This is a genomic window from Snodgrassella sp. M0351 (genome assembly GCF_016100575.1).
GTDB classification, from domain to species: domain Bacteria; phylum Pseudomonadota; class Gammaproteobacteria; order Burkholderiales; family Neisseriaceae; genus Snodgrassella; species Snodgrassella alvi.
In genome coordinates, this window is the sequence record NZ_JACFSG010000003.1 from 65,033 (window position 1) to 89,213 (window position 24,181).

A 24,181-nucleotide genomic window follows, 5' to 3' on the forward strand; every position below is an offset into this window, starting at 1 on the left:
ACTTATTCAGTCGCTTACTGCAATCTGCTCGCGCCGTGCATCTTTGAACAAACGTGTCTGCCGCCAGTCGAGATATTTCTGTAATACCAGCGTGCATAAAGCCAGCAAGGCCAGTAAACTGGAAACAGCAAATGCCCCTACCATGTTGTATTCGTTATACATCATCTCTACCAGTAAAGGCATTGTATTGGTTTCACCGCGGATATGGCCTGAAACCATGCTGACAGCCCCGAATTCACCCATTGCACGGGCATTAGTCAGAATAATGCCGTAAACCAGAGCCCATTTCAGATTGGGTAATGTGACACGCCAGAACATTTGCCAGCCACTGGCACCCAGTATCAGTGCAGCCTGTTCTTCACTACTTCCCTGAGCCTGCATTAAAGGGATGAGCTCACGCGCCACAAAAGGGAAGGTAACAAACAGAGTCGCCAGCACCATACCCGGTACTGCAAAAATAATCTGTATTCCATGTGTTTCCATCCAGCCACCGAACCAGCTGTTACTACCGAAGAGTAAAACAAACATCAGACCCGCCACGACCGGTGAGACTGCAAATGGCAGATCCAGCAAGGTTGTCCATAACTGTTTACCACGAAATGAAAAATGGGTTAACAACCAGGCCATTGCCACACCCAGTATCACATTCACCGGCACAACAATAACAGTAATCAGCAAGGACAAACGAATAGCTGAGAGTGCCTCTTCATCAGTCAAAGCAGCCAGATACAATTGCCAACCCTTTGCCAGCGCAAAACTGAATACCGATAACAGCGGCAAAAGTAACAGCAAACCCAGACACAGCAGCGTTATGCTTATCAGCAAGTAGCGCAGCCAGCGCGGTTCGGTAAGCAACTCATTGGTTTTAACTGTGCTCATCAGTATCGTCCCTGCATACGCCGGCTCAGACGCCATTGCCATAAATTCAGCATAAACAAAATGGTAAAGGAAATTATTAGCATAAATAATGCGACTGCTGCCGCTGCAGGCAAATCAAACAATTCAAATTTACTGACAATAATCAGCGGCAGAATTTCTGATTTAAATGGCACATTACCGGCAATAAAAATTACGGAACCGTATTCTCCGGTAGCGCGTGCAAAAGCCATACCTGCCCCCATTACCAGTGCCGGTAAAACTTCCGGCAGCAGCACCCTGAATACAATGGTTAATCTGGAAGCACCCAGAATAGCCGCAGCTTCTTCATATTCTCCTGATAATTCTGCCAGCACCGGCTGTACTGCGCGTACGACGAATGGCAGGCTTACCAGCAACAATGCCAGCCAGATACCTGCCGGTGTAAATGCTATCTGCAAGCCAAATCGGGTTAATAACGCACCTATCCACCCTGTAGGTGCATATAAGGTAGCCAAAGCCACCCCTGTTACTGCAGTAGGTAAAGCAAACGGCAAATCCACCAATGCATTAACCAGATCCTTACCCCAGAAGTGGTAACGTACCAATACCCATGCCACCAAAGTTCCCAGCAGCACACTGGCCAGCATTGCCAGTAAAGACATTTTCAAAGTCAGCCATACCGCAGCAAGTGTCCTTGGTTCAGAAATGACTTGTATAAAACCATGCCAGCCCAGATCAGTAACAGTCCATACCAGCATCGTAAATGGCAACAGCACCAGTACTGACAGCGATAACACACTTATGCCGAGACTAAGCGAAAAACCGGGCAGTACAGATGGCTGTTTTAAAAACAGCATAACCTTCTCTCCCACAGACCTGGCAGGCACAAACAATACCGGTAGCTGTATCAGACACACCGGCACACATTGGAAGCATCCTGTTCGGGCTATGTTCCAAGCGCAAAATACCAACCACAACAAGAAAATGAATTAACAAGTCAAAAAAAACAGAATGTAAAAATAAATTCAATCATTCCGTTAAATCAGAATCAGCCAACAATATAAAAGGCTGTTTGGGTGATTGAGAAAGAATATATTTTTGTAACCTAAGAAGCTGAGGTTATAACTCTTATCAAATCAGTAGTATTGCCCGTACCATCACCACGTAATATCATGGACGCAGGTTATTCAACATAAACACAAGTCTGCAAAAGCGAGAACACAATGCCAACATCACTTCTGGACGAGCGTAAAGATGCGCCCCTGTCGGCAGATATCAAATTCCTGACTGAAGCACTATTTAACGTCCTGCAAAATGAAACCACAGCTACTGTACAAACTGTATTGCGCCAGCTCCTCAGTGGTAATCAGCCACAAACCATCATTCAACAGGTGGTGCCTACCCTGGATTTACAACAACAGCAAGATTTGATTCGTGCATGCAGCCTGTTTGCACAAGTACTGAATATTGCCGAAGATGCCCACCATGAACGGCGGCGACAGGCATATGAAAATGACAGACAGCATCCCGGACGCACCAGTTTTACTCATGTTATCAACCAAATTCAGCAACAGCAGATTAGTGCTGCGCAACTGGAACAGATTTTGCAGCAAACCAGTATCAGTGCAGTGCTAACCGCTCATCCGACTGAAGTACAGCGCCAGTGCATTCTGTGCTTTCAGCGTCATATCCGCACTATTCTCAGTGAATATGACCATTCTGATCATCACTATAATGAACAGCTAAAGCAACAGGCTGAAGCTATTCTGCTGGCTTTATGGCAGACTGATGAAACGCGCCATTTCAAAATCAGCGTAAGTGATGAAATTTATAATAGCGTTACTTATTTTCCATTGAGTTTTTTTAAAGCGGTACCAGCCCTTTACCGCAAACTGCAACAGCAGCTCACCAGCGCGTATCCGCAAATAACTCTTCCTGATGTACTCAGTATCGGTGGCTGGGTTGGCGGAGATCGTGACGGTAATCCGTATGTTAATGCAGATACTTTACAGGAAGCTTTCATCTTTCAGGGTGATACTTTGTTAAAGCATTATCATCAATGTCTGGATGAGCTGCACCAGCTGCTGCCGCTTTCTTCTCGCCGTGTTCAGATTGACAGCAGCGTGTATCATATGGCCGAGCAGTCACCGGATACCGCAACGGCTCATAGCGAAGAACCATACCGCCGTGCTCTTACCTATATACAGGCACGCCTGAATGCTACCTCCCGGCAACTGAATATTGCTCCACACAACCAGCATCATGGTCTGCCTCCATATAAACAACCAGAGGAACTTTTGCAGGAGCTTAATAATATAGCCAGTTCTTTACAACAAAATGGCAGTGCCCTGCTCACACAGGGCAAACTGGCTGACCTGATTCGTTCTGTTTCCCTGTTCGGTTTTCATCTGATGTCCATCGACTTGCGTCAGCATGCAGCCAAACATGCCGAAGTTGTAACCGAACTGTTTACACATGCCGGACTTGAAACGTTTGAGACATTAAGTGAAGCAGCCAAACAGCGCGTGCTGTTACGTGAATTAAGCACCCAGCGTCCGCTATACAGCCCTTATATTCAGTATAGTCCGCACACCATGCGTGAGCTGGCTATATTCCAGACTGCGGCGAATATTAAAAATAACTATGGTGAAACCGCTATCAATCAATGCATTATTTCTAACGCTGAAACCGTTAGCGATATATTGGTGGTAGCGTTATTGCTGAAAGAAACTGGTTTACTGAGCATCAGTAATGAGAAACCGACCAGCCGGATTAATATTGTTCCTCTGTTTGAGACCATTGATGCCTTGCATAATTGCATCAGTATTATGGATAAATTATTTAATCTGCCCTGGTATCGTGCTTTTTTGCGTAGTCGTGATAACCTGCAGGAAATTATGCTGGGCTACTCCGACAGTAATAAAGATGGTGGTTATGTAACCAGCCAGTGGTCACTTTATCAGGCTGAGTCGAGACTGGTACAACTGTTTGGTCAGCACCATATCCGTCTGCGACTGTTTCATGGCCGTGGTGGCAGTGTCGGTCGCGGTGGCGGACCTTCATTCGATGCAATCATGGCACAGCCGGCTGGCAGCGTAGCCGGACAAATACGCATTACTGAACAAGGAGAAGTTATTACCGCCAAATATGCTGATCCGACCAATGCAGAACGTAATCTTGAAGCACTCATTGCTGCTACGCTTGAAGCTACCGTTTTACCCATGCATAACAGTGAGCCTGACAGCGAACTGATGAATGCATTGTCTGCCAGCGCATTCACACATTACCGGCAATTAATTACCTTTCCGGGCTTTATTGATTATTTTCTGCAAACCAGCCCGATTCAGGAAATTGCGAGCCTGAATATTGGCAGCCGCCCTGCCAGCCGGAAAACACTGGCTAAAATTCAGGACTTACGCGCCATACCATGGGTATTCTCATGGACCCAGAACCGCCTGATGCTGCCGGCCTGGTATGGCTTCGGTAGTGCAGTAGCAGAACTGATTGAACAGGACAGTACCAATCTGCAACTCTTACAGCAGCAGGTTAATAACAGTCCGTTTTTTCAAACCATGCTTTCCAACATGGATCAGGTCATGGCCAAAGCCGATCTTACTATTGCTGAGGCTTATGTAGATCTTGCCAGTGATCAGCAAGCTGCCAGAACCATTTACACCATGCTTTCTGAAGAGTTTGAGCGCAGCCGGCAGGCTTTGCTTAATATTTTACAACGTCAGCATTACCTGAGTGATAACCGCACTCTGGCACGTTCTCTGGCCTTGCGTATTCCCTATTTGAATGCACTGAACTGGTTGCAGATACATCTGCTACAACAACTGCGTCAGCAGCCGGATAATAGTGAGATACTCCAGCTCATCCATCTGACAATTAATGGTATTGCACAAGGGTTGCGTAATACCGGCTAGATATCATCCTGTTTTGCGGACAGTATTTCCATTCTGTCCGCTCATCACCAGTACATATAACTTGAATTTTCCAATGAAATATTTACTTTTATATCCAAAATAAAACACTTGGATATTGATATATAAATATATTTAATTTTTAGAAAAATCAATGTATTAAAATTAATAAATAAAAGTAATTACAAATCTGTTACAGTCGCTTGAAATCGATATACAACGACCCAATTTAATCATATAACTTACCCTTTTGCAGAGGAAAAAATATGCAACCGGAAAACAATACCGAAAACGAAACACAGGTTAACGATAATACCGAAACCACAGAACCAATCGTTGCTCCTGAAGCTACCATAGAAGAGTTACAGGAACGTATTAGCGAACTTGAAGGACAACTCAAAGACGAACAGTTACGTTCACTCGCCAATGAACAAAATCTGCGCAGACGTCATCAGGATGAACTGGAAAGCGCACACAAATTTGCCGGACAGAAATTTGCCAGTGCTATGCTACCAGTTAAAGATTATCTGGAAATGGCTCTGCAAGATCAAAGCGGTAACTTTGATGCACTGAAAATGGGCGTACAAATGACGCTGACCGAATTACAAAAAGCTTTCGATCAGTCTCATATTAAAGAGATCGATCCTAAAGCCGGCGACAAACTTGATCCGCACCGTCATCAGGCCTTGCAAAGTGTAGAAAGTGAGCAAGAACCCAATACAGTAGTTTCGGTAATGAAAAAAGGTTATACCCTGTCCGACCGTGTATTACGCCCTGCTATGGTAACCGTAGCTAAAGCTGCTGATACAGAATAAACTGTATTTTCTAAAAGCCGTTAGACATACTGTTGTTCTGACGGCTTTGTATATATAACGATTTTATATTTATTCAATAAATTAACATCTATAAAATATTTTTACTTCAGCATTGAGCTCAAAAACGCCTGTGTTCGTGTATGCTGAGGATTAGCAAAAAAGCTGCTGGCTTCACCAGCCTCAACAATCACACCTTTATCCATAAACAGCACCTTATCAGCCACCTCACGCGCAAAGCCCATTTCATGAGTGACCACAACCATAGTCATTCTGTCTTCAGCCAGCTGCTGCATCGTTTTCAATACTTCGCCGGTTAATTCAGGATCAAGCGCTGAAGTAGGTTCATCAAACAGCATAATTTGCGGCTGCATAGCCAGTGCACGGGCAATAGCAACCCGCTGTTTTTGTCCGCCGGATAATTGAGACGGAAAATAATCCTGTTTATTAGCCAGACCAACCTTGCGCAACAACTCCTGTGCCAGCGGAACAATCTCATCACGCTTCATTTTTTTCACAGTTATTGGTGCTTCAATGATATTTTGTAATACGGTCATGTGCGGAAACAGGTTGAACTGCTGAAAAACCATACCCATCCGAGTACAGATTTTTTTTATCAGGCCTTCAGATACATAATGGGCACGATTGTGGATATTGTTCTGTACCAGAAAATCATTTTCAATGGCGATACTCCCCGCATCTATCTTTTCCAGATAATTCAGACAACGCAATAATGTAGATTTGCCTGAACCGGAAGAACCGATAATGGCAACTACTTCTGAGCGTGCTACCTGAATATCGACGCCTTTGAGTACTTCAGTATTACCAAAAGCCTTATAAATACCGCGGGCATCTATCATTAAATCAGTCGTCGTAGCGTGCATAGCGTTTCTCCATTTTCTGGAAGCCCCAGGTCAGAATCAGGGTCATAATCAGGTAGAATGCAGCCGCCACAAAAAACGGCATCAGATTAAATTCACGCTGTACCAGCTGATAAGTTACCCGCATCACATCCTGTAATGCCAGCACATATACCAACGATGTATCTTTAACCAGCGTAATCGTTTCATTGCTTAACGGCGGCAGAATTTTTTTCCACATTTGTGGTAAAACAATACGACGCATAGTTTGGCCGTAGCTCATCCCTAATGTCTTTGCTGCTTCATACTGTCCCTTACCTACCCCCTGAATACCGGCACGGAAAATCTCTGCAAAATAAGCAGCATAGTTAAGCACAAACGCTACTACCGCTGTAGTATATGCCGGCAGTAAAATATTAACTGCCGGTAAAGCAAAGTAAATAAAGAAAATCTGTAGCATCAAAGGTGTGCCGCGCATCACCCAGATATAAAAATTAACAATATAATCCAGCGCCCTGATTCCGGAAAGGCGCAATAATGCCAATACCAACCCTAACGGAATAGACAGTAATAGAGTAATGGCAAACAGGCTCAGAGTAATTTTTGCTCCTGTCCAGAGTTCAGGCAGCATATTTAACACATAATTCATGTGTATTCCTTAAAACAACAATAACGCTGCCTGAATAAATTCTATTCAGGCAGCGTTGATTCCAAAGTAAAACAACATTTATTTAATGATGTCTTTACCGAACCATTTTGTAGCAATTTTAGCAGATGTACCGTCTGCTTTCATACTATCCAGAGCCCCTTGAATTTTTTGCTCCAGAGCCTGATCATCTTTACGGAAAGCAACAGCATATTGTTCCGTACCAAAATTATCACCTAATACTTTATATTCATTAGGTTTTTTTGAAACATAATAGCGACCGACTACTTCATCTACAACCAGTGCATCTACACGTTTGGCGGACACATCCATTAATGCTGTCACATTATCTGCATATTTCTTCAATTCTTTGAATGATTTGGCTGTATTCTGATCAGCTTCTACTGCATCAACAGCACTACTGCCATCTTGAACCGCCACAATTTTACCATTCAGATCAGCTTTAGTATTAATTCCGCTATCGGGACGGACAACAATAATCTGATGATTGTCCATATACGGTTTGGATAATAATAATTGCTGCTGCCGCTGTGGAGTAATGGTTAATCCGTTCCACAGCATATCAACACGTTTACTGTTAAGTTCCGATTCTTTAGCACTCCAGTCAATTGGCTTAAGCTCAACATTCAGACCAGCACGCTTGGCTGCTTCACGAGCCATATCAATATCGAAACCAACCAACTCATTTTTTTCATTACGAAAGCCCATAGGCGGAAAGCTGTCATCTAGCCCCATTACTACCTTTTGACCTGTACTCTCACCGGAGCTGGAAGCAGTACCTGAGGCAGATTCACCACCACAGGCAGCTAACGCCACCGCAACCACAGAACCAAATAAAAAATTACGTATGGCGTTTTGCATATATAAAGTTCCTGATTTAAAGGTATTAGATAATTGTGTCATACACACTATACCGGAATTTATTAACACTTTCATCTGCCGGCAATCAGGTATTTACTGCAAATACCAGAACAAATAGCAGACAAATACTAAGTTATTATTGGTCATTTTATCTCTGATTCAGCATGAACCGTGCTGATACTAACCATGAAGATTCACTGCGATATTATGCGGCAGCCGAATACAACGCATGATGGTTCATACGAAAAAACAGTTTACCATCCTCTTCAATACGCCGGATGGGCCATTGATATACTTCACTCAGCAAAGCAGATTGCATAACATCCTGGGGTGTTCCTGAAGCAACTATCTGCCCTTCATTCATTAATACAATAAAATCAGAATGATTTGCTGCCATAGTTAAATCATGCAGTACCATAACAACAGAAAAATCAGCGTGATGCTCACGCAGATAATGCATCAGCTGGTGCTGATGACGAATATCCAGATGATTACATGGTTCATCAAGCAGTAGTAATGGCGCATTCTGAAGCAGCGCACGTACCACATTAGCACGCTGCTGTTCACCTCCGGATAAACTGCCTATGCGTTGCTGTGCCAGTGAGCATAAGTCGAAAACATCAAGTAACTGCTGGAGCTTTGCGGCGGGTGCTCGGGCTTTCTTAAACCAACCGCTCTGAGGAGAGCAGCCAAGCTGTACATACTCAACTACCGTAAGCGGCAAATTATATTGTCCGTGCTGTCCCACCCATGCAATCTGCCGGCGCTTTAAACTATTGTCAACCGGTTCTCCAAATAATTTGACACCGGCACCATGCAGGCCTAACAGTGCACGCAGTAAGGTTGACTTACCGGCACCATTCGGCCCGATAATACTGATATGCTGATTGGCCGGTAAATCAAGTTGTGGTACCGATAAAATACAACGGCCACGTGGTTGTACATGTACATTGCGAATGGTAAATAAATTTTCCATATCCAGATCCTAGCGACGCAATGGCTGTAAAAACAACCACAGGAAAAATGGTCCGCCAAGTAAAGAAATTACGATACCTACAGGTAAATCAACCGGATAACTCAGCCAGCGCGATACACTGTCTACCAGCAGTAAAAATATTGCCCCCAGCCAAGCAGATAACAGAATAATTTTACGCCGGCTACCACCACGATTACGGGCAACCACATTCGGTACCATCATACCCAGAAAACCAATAATACCGGCCATTGATACTGCTGCTCCGGTTAACAGAGCAGAGCCTATCACTGCCCATATCCGGGTACTCCCGACAGCAACACCCATACTAATGGCTGTTTCTTCTCCCAGCATCAGAATATCCAGTCGCCTGCCCACTGCCACCAGAACACACAACCCCAGCAGCATTACTACCAGCGCATACCATGGCGAAGTAAAACCGGACTCAGCCAGACTACCAGCCAGCCAGCTAGTTGCACTGCGTAAAACCATATCATCCGACATAAACAGAATCATGCTTACCAATGCACCACAAAAGGCACTGATAACAAAACCCATCACCAGTAGCCCCAATGTTCCTCCGCCTAGTAGACGATGTACCGTCAGAATCAGAACACATACCAGCAAAGCCCCCAGAAACGCAGCCATTGGTACTGTTACTGCACCCCAGCCACCTGCCAGAACGGCAATAACCCCCAATGCGGCACCACCAGAAGTACCTATCAGGCTCGGATCCGCCAGCGGATTATCAAATAATGCCTGCAATGCAGCACCGGAAGCGGCCAGTGCAGCACCCACTATCAGCGCGACCAGCACTCGCGGCAGCCGGATACCTAGTGTTATCTCATCCATGGATTGCGGCCATTGCCAGCCACCCATACCCAGTCCCAGACAAAACCAGCTCAATAGTAAACTGAATAATATAGCGGCGATAAACCAAACCAGTTTAGGCCAGAACGCACTTTCTACCCTATTGTGATCAGGCGTACCGGCCGTTTGCTGCACTTGCGTCATAATTATTGTGCCAGTTTATAAAGTTTAGGAATAACCTGCGGAGTATTCAGGCCATAACGAAAAATATCATTTGACGGCATAAAATAGATTTTCTTTTGTTTTGCGGCTGGTGAAGCAGCAATTTCCGGCCGTTTAATCAAGCCCTGCACACCGCCTGTCAGTTTTTGGTTGCGTTCGGCAATCAGAATGATATCCGGTTTCGCGGCCAGCCATGCCTCGCGTGACATCGGTTTCATACCTTCAATAGCAGCGGCTGCATTAATACCACCAGCCCTCCTGATGAGTTCATCCGCAGCAGTACCCCGGCCGGAAACATAACGACCATCATAGCTAATCAGATAGCGCTTACCGGTTTTCGGCATCTGTTTCACCTGACTGAGCCAGCGATCTGCCAATGCATTGGCTTCTTTACTCTTACCAATAAGCTGTCCGATCTGGCGAATACCGGCCGCATAGCCATTAATATCATCCTTTGGCGCAACATTCACCGCTTTAACACCTACCCGGTTCAAATTGGCGTAAATACTGGTTGGCTGAGCCATCCACGAACCCAGAACAAGAGTTGGTTTTCTGGCCGCAATCGGTTCCACACTCAGCCCGTGAAACAAGCCGATACTGGGCACATTCTTTAATGCCGGATTAGTAGAAGCCATCTCGCGCCCTACTACTTCTTTAGCATTGCCTAATTCCACCACAATATCTGCTACATCAGGCGTCAGCGTAACAATACGAGCAGCAAACGCAAATGGAAAAGCAGCGCACATAGCCGCTGCCAACAGTAATCTTTTCATAATCCACCCTTTAATTACTCATATTACAGTGGCAGATATCCATATTATCAGTAATTTATGATTTTACCATAACTACAGAATGCATATCTGCCTCGGTCACTTAGCCTGCTAACAAGCCGTCCATCAGCTGATGCCATGATTGCATTTCATCATTACCTTCTTCACGGCGACCAAAAATCTGCACCACAGTTTGACGATTTTTGTCGAAACCTTCTATGCAGGTCACATAACCTTCACTAATCGGACGACGTACCACCCAGGTTTCTACAATATCACTATCACGCAGATGTAAATCAAAGCCTTCTTCCGGTACTTTGGCATCCAGTACATTCAGATAACCATGTGAGCGTACTACATTGTGTAATTTACCGGTCTGAATCTGCACTAAGCCACGGTTACCGACAAATACCATAATTTCCAGATTATTCGCCTGAACATACTGCAGAACTTCTTCCCATACACTGCGATCGACCTGCTTAGTACAGCCTGCCGGTGCATGACGGTAAGACTGCTGGCGGTCAATTTTAAAGGTCTCCAGCAAACCGCCAAAATGATGTACATCTTTCAGCTCATTCCAGCGCTCCTGAAAAGCCTGCTCGCGCTCTGGTGACAATGGTTCCGGTATCGTTACATTAATTTCCGGAGCCGGCAGAAATTCCGGTTTGCCACTGGTTGCGAATTCATCAATCAGAGCCTGCCATGCGTCCAGTTTAGTTTCATCACGCATGAAAACTTTTTCAATACTCATGCCGTATTCGTCATAAAACTGAATCGAACGCATGGTTCTTTCACCAATCACCACAGTTGTAGCGATAGCATGATGCCAGTTATGCAGGAAAAAACGTAAATCCAGCCCGCCCACATTCAGCGCCAGCCCTGTACGCGCAGTCAGTGTTACATGTTCATAAATACCAACTTTTTCATGTACTGCGGCATCATTACGCACCACACTCAAAACTTCTCCCAGGGTTTCCAGCTTAAGTACCAGATCGCGAATCCGGCTGCCCAGATAAACAGAGTCCGGAGCATCTGCCATTAATGCGCCTTCACTCACACCCAAATCAGCTGCTGCCTGACGCGGAAAGTACATTCCTCCTTCGACAGTTGCCTTTTTATCCAGATATTGTTGCCATAAACTCATGTCTCGTTCCTTTACAAAGTTATTATTGATAGTGATTTAGCAAATAATTCAGCTAATTATTTTAATTTCAGATTTATTTAAAAGGTGTAGCGCAACCCTACATTAAATGTCCGTCCCGGAGCTGAATAGAAATCAGCATTGTCTCTGGTTAACTTAGTCGCATTGCCGTCGCTTTGCCCGGAAGTGCCCGACTGACTGTTTACATTCGGCATCATGTAAGCAATATCTGCCCAGTTCCAGTATTTCTTATTAAAAACATTATTCACACCGGCACGGAAACTCAGATGCTTAGTTGGTTTCCAATAGCCACCCAAATCAACCAGCGCGTAATTTCTGGATGGATTATAGTAACTTGTTCCTTTTGGAACATTTTGAATGTCGCTATCATCTTTTTTCGCCACATAGGTTAAATCAACATTAGCTCCCCACACTTCCTTATCATAGGCAAGACCAAGTTTCACTTTAACCGGCATCACTGAGTTAAGCGGTCTGTCTACGCCTTCCTGGCGAATCGAGCCACGCGAATAGGCTATTGAACCATTTACTTTCCAGTCTGGCGCGAACTTCCAGCGTGCATATGCTTCACCGCCGTAAATATGTGCCTTACTGAAATTCTGTGCCTGCAATACCAGCGTCTGTTTACTGCCCGGACGGCTCCATACAGCATCAGCCGGTAGCTTCACCACATCAGAAATATTTACATAATCAATAAAGTTTTTATAGTGATTATCAAATCCGGCTATACCGTATTCAAAAACATCATTTTTACCGCGTAAACCAAGCTCAAAATTATTTGCAGTTTCCGCTTTTAGATTCGGATTACCCCAGGAGCTGTAGTTTCCCGGATTCCATGAAGAAGCCAGCTGCTGAGATGATGGCGCATTAAAACCACGGGCATACTGAAAATACGGTACCAGCAATGGAGTAATCTGATACGAAATACCCAGACGAGGTGTTAATGCACTTTGATGTTTTTTGCGCAATTCACCGATTTCACCATTGATTCCGGTTATAAAGCCATTGGAATTAGGCTTCATATTATAGTAAGCAGCCGATAAACCTGGACTGACAACCAAATTGCCCCATTGCAGATCTGCATCTATATACGCACTGGCCCGAATAGTAGTGTTATCGGCATTAGGCTTCGATCTGGCATAATATCCTTGCCAGTCACTAGTTAATTCATGGTGCGCAAAACTCAGACCATAGCGCCATTCCTGACTCAGACTACCTGTATCAAAATGCGATGACCAGTCTGTTGTCAATCCCCATACTTTATCTTTATTGGTAAAGTTAAAAACGCAACGATTATTCCGGTCAGGAACCATACTGGTACAACCTTTGACATAGTCACGCTGGGTACTTGAATCTGTTTTAGTCTGTTGCCAGTAAATCTGAGTTTTACCTGATTGAATCAATCCCTCATCACTGTGATAATCATGTCCCAGTGAAAACCGTGTTTTCTTGTTGTCATCTATACCGCGTACATCAGTATAGGTATTATTTACCTGAGACAATGAATCAGTCCACTGATTCCGGCTCAAATATTCAGCAGTAAAATTCAGGGTATTTTTGTCATTAATATCAAATTCGTGCTTAGTAAGAAAATACCGGCTATTGTGATCAACAGGGTCTGATTTAGTACGCAAAGCCCCTTTGCCGCCAATATTACCCCGGTTATCCACTTCATCACCTTTACGGTAAGTACCCAGTACCATTCCGCGCCAGCGGTCACTTCTCATTGCACCGACACCTGTTACCGCTGTAGATTTATCCACACTGTTATACTGAGTATCAATATAACCACCCTGATCTTTATCCTGCAAAATCTCATCAGGGGTAAGTGTGTGCATAGCAACAACACCGCCCAAACCAAAACCACGGGCATTTTTACTGATATCAACACTACTGAGCGCGGAAACATCCATAAAATTACCACGACCGAAAATCGCATACTGTCCCGTATGCTTCATTTCATTTGCTTCAGGCAACTCAATTCCATCAATGGTCATACCAACCCGGTTACCACTTAAACCACGAATATTGACACTGTCATTACCTTGCCGGGTCCCCTGAGTATCCAGAACTTCCACACCAGGGATATCTTTTAATGCCGTTTTTAAATCCACAGCACCCTTTTTCTTAATAGTATCTGCCTCAATTTTAGTATCTTTAAACACACTCGGCGTAACACGTTTACCCTCAACATGAATTGTTGGCAATTGAGCTTCGCCTTCGGCATACACTACTGCAGGAAAGCCGATATAAGCTACAGCCAGCGCAATGATATTGGGTGAGCGGCGCATATTAAGTTAACCCCTTTTGACACAATTTAATATAAAGATGCCGCATTGTAATCAATAATGATTCTTTTATACAAGTGCAAATAGGAATTATTCTTATTAATTTTAAGTCATATTTTTCTAATACTGCTCAGCTGCTTTTTATAAAATTTTTATAAATGATCGTAAGCATAAATATGTTTTAAATCCGGACATATTGACCTTGCAAAAATATAATTTTTTATTAATATAAAAACATCACTTCCTCATAATTATTAAAAATTACTCTTGTATAAAATTATACAAACTTTGTTTCAGGTTATTTTATATTCTGAATTTATCTTTCAAAGTAATAAAAAATTTATTTTATCAATTATATTATCAGAATAAAATTTACTGATTTCTATATAATAAGTATCTCTAATCACCGCTTACTGTCGTTTTACCATTGCCTAATTCAGATTATTATTTTTTTAACATTCTAAATGTATCAATGAGAACCAGACAAATACAAAATACTTCCTGAAACCATCATCATAATTAAAATCACACATCCGGATTACAAAACACAGCAGCCTGCTACCAGAACTTAATCAGGCTATATTACAATTATTCCATTATTTATATTGATTATCACAGACAGCCATGCAACTTGACCGTACTCTTCAGTATCAGATCCTTACCGAACTTACCGATTGTTTTCCGAATCCCTCATCGCAGGAATTTTTTGACCAGTTAGTAACACAATATAGCCTTGATCATGTACTGGGCAATCTTATCTATCTGGACGGACACGGATTAATCCGGTTAAAAATCGATCAGGGATTTAATTATAAAGAAATTCTCTGGACACTAACCGAACCAACCGTAAAGGCATTTGATTTTCTGGCAGACGATGGTGGTTTAGCAGCTATTCTGCAAACCGGAACAAAAAAACCGGATAATAAATAGGCAAATACCTGACCTGGTCAGTAAATTTAATAAAAATGAGACATTAAAGTATATAAAATCATTTGTTTTTATGTATTTTAATGGTAGAAATGTATTTAGTTTGGTAAATTACAGATCCTGAATTATTGTTAACTGATTCATATTGCTTTTTTCTGTAAGATTACGAAAGAAAGTAATATAGCAGGTGATTATCTTGCATAAAAGTACAAATCTTCATATCTTTTCGCTCAAAGAGAAAATCTATCTTTTTTTTTCATCATTTTATTACCACTTATTAGCATTCGGCTAAGCATTTACTATTACCCCTCCTCATCACAAATCCAGAGCATCAATCAGGAAATCTTTCAGCTTTCATTACAACAGCAAGAGTTACTACAGCAGCCTGAAAGTTATGAGAATAACTGCAAGCGTCAACAAATAAAGCAAGAAATTAAAAAGCATAATTTCGCACTTACATATGCCAGACCACTCGCTACAGGCGGCATAGTTAGCGGTATCGTGTGTCTTTTTTCCGGAGTAGTTGCTTTATTCCTGATTCAGCATTTGGGTAGAAAAGCAGATAAATCTTTAAAACAATTGCGCATTAATTTTACTCGTGCGTCGCATATGATACAGGCAATTTTGCTGATATTGCCCATCAGTCTTATTCTGTCTTTTTTATTCGTTTTCATAATACTTACTGATGGTACAAGACCGGAGAAGGCAATCATCCCTCTGTTTGTTGTAGCAGGATTATGCTTTTTCTATTTACACAGATATAACAAACAGGATAATACAGGAACAGCCAGAGTAAGCGGTGTGCTGATCACGACTGAAACCAATCCGGAATTATGGAGATTAATTAGGGAAATTGTACAAAAGCTTGGGTTAAACGCTATGCCAAACCATATTGTACTTTGCATAGGAAATGGCTTCAGGGTAAGTAATAAAGCAGTTCGTCTGTATCCGGACAGAATAGTATTAACAGGAAATACTTTATATCTGGACAGTACTTATATTAATTATTTAACCTTAGCAGAATTATCCAGCATAATTGCGCAGAGATTAAGTCATATTGCCAGTAATGATTTAAATGTATCTGCAAATTTTAATCGTCAGATTGATAAGTTAACTGAAACAGCTAATTTTTTATACCAGAATTATTTATCCTATTCTTTATTCGAAAATTATTTATTCTACCCTCCGTATTTGCTAGCCAAATATTTTTATTGTTCGTTCAACAAAGCAATTCATTGGTGGTATCGTTCCACAGAAGCTATGGCGGATTTAAATGTTTTAAAAGTTACCCATAAAGAGCAATTTGCTTTAGCCTTAAGTAAAATGCATCTTTTGCAAACACGAATTAATCAGGCATTGGAAAATTATTACTATAAAACACATATAAACTTTCTGCCTTTAGATTATGTTACACACTATGTAGAACACTCAGAAACACCATCGCTTAGCAAACTTCTAAAAAAATCACCTTCTGTTTATGCCCGGCACCCGACTTTAGCTCAACGACTGTCTTACATTAAATATGGCGAATTAAACCGTTTGAGTGGTTTGCTCATCAACATTAGTCCAACCACGCTTCTGAAAGATTTATTTAGTAAAGAACTAAACATCCTGCAATCAGATTATCAAAATGATATACAGGAAACAGCAGAAACTAAATTAAATTATCTGAAACATATCAGTAGTCAACATCAGGAAACCATTACCTTAAAACAGGGCGGAATAATCAGATCGTCTCTGCGATCCCTGCTGGCTGGTCTGTTTATCTTAATAACATATGCTTGTATTACAACTGATAAAGCACATGATTCAGAGTGGCTGATAGGTGTCATTATCCTCTCAATGATCAGTGCTTTTTGCTTATTCAGATGCTACAAAATGTATAAAAGCATTGGTTCAGCACTACTTACCATGAGGCCACGCGGATTAATTCTTCCCTGCTTTGATAAAGCCATTCCATGGGAACAAATAAACTCTTTTGAGATAACTGGCAAAATGTACAAAAAGCTAAATCTTTATCTCAATCCAACATTCAAACCGGGAGAATTCAAACCATGTTACGCAAAAATAAAATATAACAAACGAAATAATCATATCCAGATAACTGCATATGAAATCAGAGGCAAAATAAAGTTACCGGATTGTGAGTCTTTAATATCAGACTACATAAGAGTTGCTCATGCCCGAATAGAGCTGCAGTTATTTGTACAAAACAAAAATAATCAATAAATTATGAGTAAATTCATTATTATTCCTATAATTCTGCTTCTTCAGATGGCCGGCTATATGTTTCTGTTTCATGAAAATAAACATGGACATGCTGATTTTCCTATTGAATGGATCATATTTAACATTTTGGGAATTTTTAACCTGATTGTATTGGTACTGTCTTATTTCCTTTTTTTTAATTCTGAAAATAAAATTTCTTTTTGGTGGATTCCCGTAACAATAGCTGTAATTACTGTTATCATACTGATTATTCAATATATAAGAATGGCTATGGGTGAATTCTAAATTTATTAGCACAAAACGGGACAGGGAAAAGAAAAAAATTTATTTTTTGCAATAATAGAAAAAAAAGGAGGTAATATAACCGATATAAAATCTTTTATTAATTATTCAATTTTAGTAGAGCTATAATATCAGAATATATAACAGTTGTCCATATGCGAATAGAGTTTCAGTTATTTAAGAAAGATAATCAGCTATATAAATTACAATCAATAGTAATCTGAAACATTTTACTGCTTACTAAGTAAATTTTCTTATAAGTATTTAAATATAAAAATTTCGCTCATTGTTGCAATTAAATTTCACCTAATAATCCATAAATTGCATGCTATACAACTAAAACATGCAGTTAGCTAACTACATTTTCTGATTTTAAGGTTTTAAATTATGTAATAAATATATATAAAAACAGAGATTTAAGAAATAATCTAACCAGAGCATTTACCATTGATAATTAAATACAGTCTCTACCATCCACCCGCTACCATAACAACAGAAAAACTTTCCGCTACAGGATTTTTATCAGCGAGATTTTTCAGGTTTAATTGCAGGCAGGCACGATACAAAGCAAAAATAGCCATTCCTAAATTATATTTCAGTATTACATCGTACAATGTGTAATGTGATACCTCATATTCGCCTATTGCATCAGCTGAAATTACTCAGGTATAACCTATAGCAGCGTCCGGCTTATGAAAAAATATATCTTTATTTCAATCCTGCATTCAGGATGAGAAAATTCAATTCATATAGTGCAAAAATAAAATTTAACAATCTACATAATCATATCCGGATAACTGTATATGTAATCAGAAGCAAAATAAAATTACAGGGTTATGGTCTTATAATATTATAGAGACTACATAGCAACTGCTAATCCCAGTGAATATCCTCATTCATAATCTGGTGAAGATCTACCCGAGCGTTAACATCAAGTTGATTAACAATCCAGCCATTTAAATGACAATTCCTGACAAATTCATCAATTCTATTTTGACCTTTCATTTCTTTTAAGGTAACTACCACACCAAAACGAATTCCCTCTCCATCTTTAGGATCTAGTCTATTAGATGTTTTAATTTCCATACCCCAGTTTTTATTTTTATATGAATTTTTTGGAATCCTTTTTTTTGTAATTGATTCAGCTATATATTTTACATTATCCCATTTTCGGAATTGTGTTCTTGCATCCTCCTCATGTAAATAATTTTTTTCATTTGTTTCTTGATTCTGCTTATCACCATTAATATTTTTAATAGTACCTTCATTATTAATTCGACCAAAATGCAAATTTAATTCAGTATTTGTATAGTCGACACCCTGATTTCTATTACATTTCGGAAAATAGCACATGGTTGCTCTGGCTAGATAAGGATATTTATCATGAATTAGAGGAATAGGAAATTCGAAATTGTAAGTATTCCATTTCTCACTGATATCTGTTACTACAAATTTTATTTCATCATCATGAGTAGTAACGATATCATTAATATGAATCGGTACAATACCATGTCCCAATTCAGCAATTTCTTCGGCTTTTGGCTGGTTCCATCCCTTAGCCGCATCAATAATCATTGCCTTAGCGATTTCTCTATTCAAACCTAAAATATCAATTAAATAAGATAATTTACGTGCTATCCACGGTGCTGCAAAAGATGTTCCGGCTACTTTAGCCTCTCCTGAAGGTTCATACACATGTATATATTCATCTTCACTTCCACCATAATAACTAACGTCAGGTTTAGCAAAAAATGATAAAACAATTCCTTTTCTGCTGTATTTTGGCGGTAACTTATTTTTAGTTACAGAATTTACAACCATACTATTGATGGAATCAGCAGGAGAACCTATTTTTTCAACTTTTTCATTAGGTTTATTTGTTCCGGCGATAACAAAAATTACGTCATTATCATATTGAATCTTATCTAATACTGCAGCCTCAGCGGAAATAAAATTATCATTTACTTCCTGATCACTGCCTAATGAAAAATTCCAGACCTTAATATCCTTATTATTTGCAATAATTTCTTTTATTTGTTTAATAATTGTAAAAGATGAAAATTTCGAACCTAATGCTACACCAAAATGGCGTACTTTAAAACGGCCACAACCATCCTCCAGCCATGGATTCAGTCTTGGCCCATCAACAATAATAGATGAAATCGCAGTGCCATGTTTATAATCATCTGATGCTTTGGAAATATTAACATCTACCATCTCATGATATTCAACCCAATCGTTAAAGTAGACACTTTGGTTAAACAGTGTATCAATTACTCCGATTGTTGGTTCTGCAATAGGCGAGGGCAAAAATATCTGTTTTTTTTCAATTTGCCAACTAAACTCTTCAGGAGATAAGCAAGATAAATCTGATGTAGCCATAGAAATCAGATACGGAGCATTTTTAGACAATGTTTTTATTTGGAAATCATTCAAATAAACAGTCAATCTGTCTAAAATTCGGCTGGATAAAACCTTAATTCCATATTTCTCCAGTAACTTTACTGTATCAGTTTTAGTATCATATAAAGTTACAATACTTTCTACTTCCTGCTCTGATATTTTTTCTATACTAAAGTCAGTAATATATGAGGCATCAGCTATTACTTGTTTAAATTTAGATTTTGATATATTAAATCCTTCATAAGGAATATTATCCATTAGTGTTTTATTGTCAAATTTATTTTTGTCGACTTGTCCATTTAAACAACTCTCTAAAACTTGAATAGAATTTTGTAATAATAAAATGCTTTTAGTTAAATCTCCAGTATCCAGATAATAAGTAATTATGTGTTTATTTTTTTTCTCATTAAACTTAGCTCCTACAACAGCAGAGTTGGAATCTGCTGCTTTAAATAAGCCAGCTATACGATTAGTTTTTGCAGCAATTTTATTGTAGTACACACTTATTAATACACCTGTAAATGGCCTACTTTCATTCTGCCAATATTCAAAAATTTGCTCTAGTTTTAATTTTAATGAATTTAAATGCTGTATAGTAACAGTTTTATTTCCATTCATATTAATTTGATGTCCGCCACCATTCCTTGATGCCTGAACGAATGCTTTTCCTTTTAACTCTAATACATTATTCGCCATTATCTATTCCCACTTTTATTTAATTTTCTTGCTACCGTACTTTTGGCTTTACCAGTAAGTTTTTCTATTTCCCTGACTGTGAAACCCTGACTGTGTAAAACCGTATCCTCTAATTCCTGTGCGTTCATTAAATTTTTATATAATCTGCGTAAGTAATCAAAGTTATTGCTTATATCACTAAAGGCTAAAGATGTTTTTATCATATTTTTAAGCTCTCCCGGATTAGGTAACTGATTTGCAGTCTTTAATATTTTTCTTACCAGACGAATATCTTTAGTGATATTTTTAAAACTTTTGGCATACGATGAAAAACACAACACTCCGATTTCAACCAAATCTTCTTGGTTATAACGATTAAAGTTAATTACAGCATCAAACCGTCTTGTCAGAGCCCTATCCATGTTTTTATATAAATTGGTGGTGGCAATAATAACAATCTCGTTATTCAAATCTGCCAGGCGGTCAAACTCTCTTAAAATGGTTGAAGTTGCCCGCCCCATTTCGCGCACATCGTTATTATTTATCCGGTCCAAAGCAATAACGTCTATTTCATCAAACAGAACAACTGTTTTTTCGGGATAAGGTATATTGTTTATTTCACTGAAAACTGTATTAATATTTTTATCTGTCTGCCCCAGCTTACTGTCGACAAGATTATCAAAGCTCACATAAAACAAACTACGATCAAGCAATCTGGCCACCTGCTTGGCAGCTTCAGTTTTCCCTGTTCCAGGACTACCCTCAAACAGAAATCGGTTAATACCAATATTATGCTTTACTGCATTAATTATCCCTATAATATCGCTGCTTAATTCAGCAGGCAGATTTAAGGATTCCAGATTTTTTACATCGATGCTTTTTAGATAGACGCTTTCAAAATTACTTGCCTGCGGCACATAAAGATTAGACGCCGCAATTAGTCCCATAATATATTCAGCCAACTGAGTATCGCCCAATCTGTCAAAATGATGGGCAACCTCTATTGCTTCATTTCTGAAAGCATTTTCATTTCGCTCAACATGATATCTAATCAAGTTTAAAATATTGCCTTTTTTCATCAGATATTAACTTTAATTTCATTTCTAGTATCCAATATATTATATCATTTAATGGGACACAATTTAATAAATTGGGACAAATTTACACATAATATAGAATTATCATTGATTATCGACTTACCAAAATAAATATCAACTATTTGAAATTTATATATTTTTTAAAATTCTTATCTATTATATTTTTAATCAAATTTTATATCTGTGGTTTATCCACATCATGATTAAGTATCCGAGCTTTAATGAGAATGAGAGTACAAATTATATAAATACAGTTTATAAAAAATTTTTAATTGAATATTTATTTAAATAATTGTATATAATTATTTTTTAACCTTTACCGGTTAATTTATCCGGGGTGCCGCTGGCTGAGATTACACCCGTAGAACCTGATGCGGTTAGTACCGCCGAAGGGAGTATAAAACACGCTTTTTTCGAATAATAAGTCTGTTTTGTTACTCCTTAATATATTATTTATTAAAGGAGCTTTTATGCCATCATTTCAATCACTCACAGAAGCCTGTCAGGATGAATGGAACCGCTATATTCAGCATGATTTTATCCGCCAGCTGGGTAAAGGAATATTAGATAAATCGTGTTTTCAGCATTATTTAAAACAGGATTATCTTTTTTTAATTCAGTTTGCGCGTGCATGGGGACTCGCGGTTTATAAAAGCCATGATGTATTTGAAATACGCAAAGCATTAGCAGGTCTCAAGGCTATTATGGATACTGAGCTGGAATTACATATACAGTATTGTAAGGAATGGGGCATAAGTGAACAAGAACTTAGTACTCTGCCCGAAGCCAAAGCAAATATTGCATATTCACGCTATATACTTGATGCCGGACAACAGGGGGAATTACTGGATTTACATGTTGCACTGGCACCATGCTTAATCGGATATGGAATTATTGCCTGCTGGCTTAAAGATCAGCCATGGTATCAAACAATTAATAACCCTTATCAAAGCTGGGTAGAAATGTACGCAAATGATGAATTTCAGATTGCCATGCAGGAAGAAATTGACTGGATTAATCAGCGTTTAGCCGATATTGATTCACAGCGCTTTCAGCAACTGAGCAAAATTTTTACTAAAGCGACGCAATTAGAAGCTGATTTCTGGCAAATGGGGCTGGATAAGAGTTACTAAATACTTTATATGCATAATTTTCCCACCAGGATAACTTATGGGAAAGCTTAATAATATTCATATTAAATATTATTATACTAAAGTGAATTTAAATATTAAACAACACTACCATTTGTATTATTGATTATTCTCTATAAAAAATTGTTTATTTAAAAACTCTGCTTCAACATTTATATTAATCAGATTTCCAATTAATTAAAACGCAGTACATCTGAAATTGAAATTTTCTGCTTTGTAATATTTCGGACAAATTAATCAATAATGGGGCGGAATTTCATTAGCCGGATTAAATGGTTCGTTACCATTTTCTATCTTGTCTGGCAGGCGCTGGTAAAGCAGACGCAGTTGTGCCTGCTGTAAATCCAGAGTTTGCTGAATTCGTGCTATGGTATCACTCAGGCTCTGAATAGTTTCCGCCTGTAGTGCACTTTCAATTTCCAGCTCTTCGATTCGGTGTTGTAATGCTTCCAGGATTTCAGGCATGTTGTTGTCCATTGTTTGATTATTTAATCTTTACCGGCAAAAATAATCTGGTTTTGATTATTTGTAATAAAAAAACCTGAGCAATAAACTGCTCAGGTTTTTCAAACCAGTAAGAAATAATTATTTCAGTTTGGTTTCTTTGTACAGTACATGTTTACGCACTACCGGATCAAATTTTTTGATTTCAAATTTACCAGACATGGTGCGTTTATTTTTGGTAGTGGTGTAGAAATGACCAGTACCAGCAGAAGATTCCAGTTTAATTTTGTCGCGCATTGCTCTATCCTTAAATCACAATATGATTAAGCTTCACCGCGAGCGCGCAGGTCGGCCAATACTACATCGATACCTACCTTGTCGATTGTACGCAAGGCGGCGTTAGAAACGCGCAGGCGTACCCAACGGTTTTCACTTTCAACCCAGAAACGACGTGATTGCAGATTAGGCAAGAAACGGCGTTTGGTTTTATTGTTGGCGTGTGACACGTTGTTGCCACTCATCGGGCGCTTACCGGTCACTTTACATACACGTGCCATGGTTAACTCCAAACTTCTAATAATTTTGTAAAACGCGATTTATACCATGAAAAGCGGAATCTATTCAAGGGTTAAATCATTTTGTATGACATGAACAGCTGAAAATGTTGCTGTTGAATCAGGCAAACTGTAGTAAGTACAGATCTGATACAGGCTGATTACCGGTTCAGGTTACTGCCTGTACTGCATTTTCAGTAAGCTGCTTATGTCGTC

At 39.7% G+C, this 24,181-nt stretch carries 20 protein-coding genes and 1 riboswitch; of the genes, 5 read left to right on the forward strand and 15 right to left on the reverse strand.

Annotated elements, in window-relative coordinates; all coding sequences use genetic code 11:
- Positions 1–6: 6 nt before the first annotated feature.
- A complete protein-coding gene (gene cysW, locus H3V01_RS09770; RefSeq protein ID WP_025329852.1) occupies positions 7–879 on the reverse strand; it encodes a sulfate ABC transporter permease subunit CysW in 873 nt (290 codons plus the stop codon).
- A complete protein-coding gene (gene cysT, locus H3V01_RS09775) occupies positions 879–1,715 on the reverse strand; it encodes a sulfate ABC transporter permease subunit CysT (RefSeq protein WP_025329851.1) in 837 nt (278 codons plus the stop codon). The genes cysW and cysT overlap by 1 nt, the downstream gene beginning before the upstream one ends.
- A 366-nt stretch (positions 1,716–2,081) precedes the next feature.
- On the opposite strand from cysT, the gene ppc reads away from it, so the two are divergent.
- Positions 2,082–4,784: a phosphoenolpyruvate carboxylase gene (gene ppc / locus H3V01_RS09780; protein ID WP_198186683.1), complete on the forward strand. Its 2,703-nt coding sequence runs from the start codon at positions 2,082–2,084 to the stop codon at positions 4,782–4,784.
- Between the two features lie 263 nt (positions 4,785–5,047).
- Positions 5,048–5,596, forward strand: a complete 549-nt coding sequence (gene grpE / locus H3V01_RS09785) for a nucleotide exchange factor GrpE (protein WP_198186684.1) — start codon at positions 5,048–5,050, stop codon at positions 5,594–5,596.
- Positions 5,597–5,697: 101 nt separating this feature from the next.
- On the opposite strand, the gene H3V01_RS09790 is transcribed toward grpE, so the two are convergent.
- From H3V01_RS09790 to H3V01_RS09825, 8 genes are all read right to left on the reverse strand, one after another.
- Positions 5,698–6,453: an ATP-binding cassette domain-containing protein gene (locus tag H3V01_RS09790; RefSeq protein ID WP_037476109.1), complete on the reverse strand. Its 756-nt coding sequence runs from the start codon at positions 6,451–6,453 to the stop codon at positions 5,698–5,700.
- A 4-nt stretch (positions 6,454–6,457) separates the two neighbouring features.
- Positions 6,458–7,102 carry an amino acid ABC transporter permease gene (locus tag H3V01_RS09795; RefSeq protein WP_037393149.1) on the reverse strand — a complete coding sequence of 215 codons (645 nt, stop codon included), beginning with the start codon at positions 7,100–7,102 and terminating at the stop codon, positions 6,458–6,460.
- Positions 7,103–7,180: 78 nt separating this feature from the next.
- Entirely contained in the window at positions 7,181–7,981 is an 801-nt protein-coding gene (locus tag H3V01_RS09800; protein ID WP_025329846.1) for an amino acid ABC transporter substrate-binding protein, read from the reverse strand.
- Positions 7,982–8,186: 205 nt separating this feature from the next.
- Complete coding sequence (locus H3V01_RS09805; protein ID WP_198186685.1) at positions 8,187–8,957, reverse strand: ABC transporter ATP-binding protein; 771 nt, start codon at positions 8,955–8,957, stop codon at positions 8,187–8,189.
- Between the two features lie 9 nt (positions 8,958–8,966).
- A complete protein-coding gene (locus H3V01_RS09810; protein WP_198186686.1) occupies positions 8,967–9,968 on the reverse strand; it encodes a FecCD family ABC transporter permease in 1,002 nt (333 codons plus the stop codon).
- 2 nt (positions 9,969–9,970) lie between these two features.
- Positions 9,971–10,759, reverse strand: coding sequence for a heme/hemin ABC transporter substrate-binding protein (locus H3V01_RS09815; RefSeq protein ID WP_198186687.1), 789 nt, complete (start codon positions 10,757–10,759; stop codon positions 9,971–9,973).
- Positions 10,760–10,859: 100 nt separating this feature from the next.
- The gene (locus H3V01_RS09820) at positions 10,860–11,900 is read right to left on the reverse strand and encodes a ChuX/HutX family heme-like substrate-binding protein (protein ID WP_100115621.1); all 1,041 of its coding nucleotides are present in this window, start codon (positions 11,898–11,900) and stop codon (positions 10,860–10,862) included.
- 77 nt (positions 11,901–11,977) lie between these two features.
- Positions 11,978–14,206, reverse strand: a complete 2,229-nt coding sequence (locus tag H3V01_RS09825; RefSeq protein ID WP_198186688.1) for a TonB-dependent hemoglobin/transferrin/lactoferrin family receptor — start codon at positions 14,204–14,206, stop codon at positions 11,978–11,980.
- Positions 14,207–14,827: 621 nt separating this feature from the next.
- Here H3V01_RS09825 and H3V01_RS09830 point away from each other — a divergent pair.
- Together H3V01_RS09830 and H3V01_RS09835 are read left to right on the forward strand one after the other, a co-directional pair.
- On the forward strand, positions 14,828–15,133 hold the full coding sequence (locus H3V01_RS09830; protein ID WP_198186689.1) for a hypothetical protein: 306 nt from the start codon (positions 14,828–14,830) through the stop codon (positions 15,131–15,133).
- A gap of 498 nt (positions 15,134–15,631) precedes the next feature.
- Positions 15,632–17,359, forward strand: coding sequence for a M48 family metalloprotease (locus H3V01_RS09835; protein ID WP_198186690.1), 1,728 nt, complete (start codon positions 15,632–15,634; stop codon positions 17,357–17,359).
- A 1,155-nt stretch (positions 17,360–18,514) separates the two neighbouring features.
- Here the strand turns inward: H3V01_RS09835 and H3V01_RS09840 are convergent.
- Together H3V01_RS09840 and H3V01_RS09845 are read right to left on the reverse strand one after the other, a co-directional pair.
- Complete coding sequence (locus tag H3V01_RS09840) at positions 18,515–20,740, reverse strand: S8 family peptidase (RefSeq protein ID WP_198186691.1); 2,226 nt, start codon at positions 20,738–20,740, stop codon at positions 18,515–18,517.
- Complete coding sequence (locus H3V01_RS09845) at positions 20,740–21,798, reverse strand: ATP-binding protein (protein WP_198186692.1); 1,059 nt, start codon at positions 21,796–21,798, stop codon at positions 20,740–20,742. The genes H3V01_RS09840 and H3V01_RS09845 overlap by 1 nt, the downstream gene beginning before the upstream one ends.
- Before the next feature lie 341 nt (positions 21,799–22,139).
- A riboswitch (TPP riboswitch) is annotated at positions 22,140–22,229 on the forward strand.
- 57 nt (positions 22,230–22,286) lie between these two features.
- Between H3V01_RS09845 and tenA the strand changes: the two genes are divergently transcribed.
- On the forward strand, positions 22,287–22,949 hold the full coding sequence (gene tenA, locus H3V01_RS09850; protein ID WP_198186693.1) for a thiaminase II: 663 nt from the start codon (positions 22,287–22,289) through the stop codon (positions 22,947–22,949).
- A 255-nt stretch (positions 22,950–23,204) separates the two neighbouring features.
- On the opposite strand, the gene H3V01_RS09855 is transcribed toward tenA, so the two are convergent.
- From H3V01_RS09855 to rpmB, 3 genes are all read right to left on the reverse strand, one after another.
- A complete protein-coding gene (locus H3V01_RS09855) occupies positions 23,205–23,432 on the reverse strand; it encodes a SlyX family protein (protein WP_037393173.1) in 228 nt (75 codons plus the stop codon).
- Positions 23,433–23,552: 120 nt separating this feature from the next.
- Entirely contained in the window at positions 23,553–23,708 is a 156-nt protein-coding gene (rpmG, locus tag H3V01_RS09860; protein ID WP_025329834.1) for a 50S ribosomal protein L33, read from the reverse strand.
- 26 nt (positions 23,709–23,734) lie between these two features.
- Positions 23,735–23,968 (reverse strand): 50S ribosomal protein L28, encoded by a 234-nt coding sequence (gene rpmB, locus H3V01_RS09865; protein WP_002216391.1) that lies wholly within the window; start codon positions 23,966–23,968, stop codon positions 23,735–23,737.
- Between the last annotated feature and the right edge of the window lie 213 nt (positions 23,969–24,181).

Excerpts from the sequence above, each read along its gene's own strand:
- cysW (WP_025329852.1), bottom strand. The coding sequence starts at position 879 with ATGAGCACAGTTAAAACCAATGAGTTGCTTACCGAACCGCGCTGGCTG.
- cysT (WP_025329851.1), bottom strand. The coding sequence starts at position 1,715 with ATGCTGTTTTTAAAACAGCCATCTGTACTGCCCGGTTTTTCGCTTAGT.
- ppc (WP_198186683.1), top strand. The coding sequence starts at position 2,082 with ATGCCAACATCACTTCTGGACGAGCGTAAAGATGCGCCCCTGTCGGCA.
- grpE (WP_198186684.1), top strand. The coding sequence starts at position 5,048 with ATGCAACCGGAAAACAATACCGAAAACGAAACACAGGTTAACGATAAT.
- H3V01_RS09790 (WP_037476109.1), bottom strand. The coding sequence starts at position 6,453 with ATGATAGATGCCCGCGGTATTTATAAGGCTTTTGGTAATACTGAAGTA.
- H3V01_RS09795 (WP_037393149.1), bottom strand. The coding sequence starts at position 7,102 with ATGAATTATGTGTTAAATATGCTGCCTGAACTCTGGACAGGAGCAAAA.
- H3V01_RS09800 (WP_025329846.1), bottom strand. The coding sequence starts at position 7,981 with ATGCAAAACGCCATACGTAATTTTTTATTTGGTTCTGTGGTTGCGGTG.
- H3V01_RS09805 (WP_198186685.1), bottom strand. The coding sequence starts at position 8,957 with ATGGAAAATTTATTTACCATTCGCAATGTACATGTACAACCACGTGGC.
- H3V01_RS09810 (WP_198186686.1), bottom strand. The coding sequence starts at position 9,968 with ATGACGCAAGTGCAGCAAACGGCCGGTACGCCTGATCACAATAGGGTA.
- H3V01_RS09815 (WP_198186687.1), bottom strand. The coding sequence starts at position 10,759 with ATGAAAAGATTACTGTTGGCAGCGGCTATGTGCGCTGCTTTTCCATTT.
- H3V01_RS09820 (WP_100115621.1), bottom strand. The coding sequence starts at position 11,900 with ATGAGTTTATGGCAACAATATCTGGATAAAAAGGCAACTGTCGAAGGA.
- H3V01_RS09825 (WP_198186688.1), bottom strand. The coding sequence starts at position 14,206 with ATGCGCCGCTCACCCAATATCATTGCGCTGGCTGTAGCTTATATCGGC.
- H3V01_RS09830 (WP_198186689.1), top strand. The coding sequence starts at position 14,828 with ATGCAACTTGACCGTACTCTTCAGTATCAGATCCTTACCGAACTTACC.
- H3V01_RS09840 (WP_198186691.1), bottom strand. The coding sequence starts at position 20,740 with ATGGCGAATAATGTATTAGAGTTAAAAGGAAAAGCATTCGTTCAGGCA.
- H3V01_RS09845 (WP_198186692.1), bottom strand. The coding sequence starts at position 21,798 with ATGAAAAAAGGCAATATTTTAAACTTGATTAGATATCATGTTGAGCGA.
- tenA (WP_198186693.1), top strand. The coding sequence starts at position 22,287 with ATGCCATCATTTCAATCACTCACAGAAGCCTGTCAGGATGAATGGAAC.
- H3V01_RS09855 (WP_037393173.1), bottom strand. The coding sequence starts at position 23,432 with ATGCCTGAAATCCTGGAAGCATTACAACACCGAATCGAAGAGCTGGAA.
- rpmG (WP_025329834.1), bottom strand. The coding sequence starts at position 23,708 with ATGCGCGACAAAATTAAACTGGAATCTTCTGCTGGTACTGGTCATTTC.
- rpmB (WP_002216391.1), bottom strand. The coding sequence starts at position 23,968 with ATGGCACGTGTATGTAAAGTGACCGGTAAGCGCCCGATGAGTGGCAAC.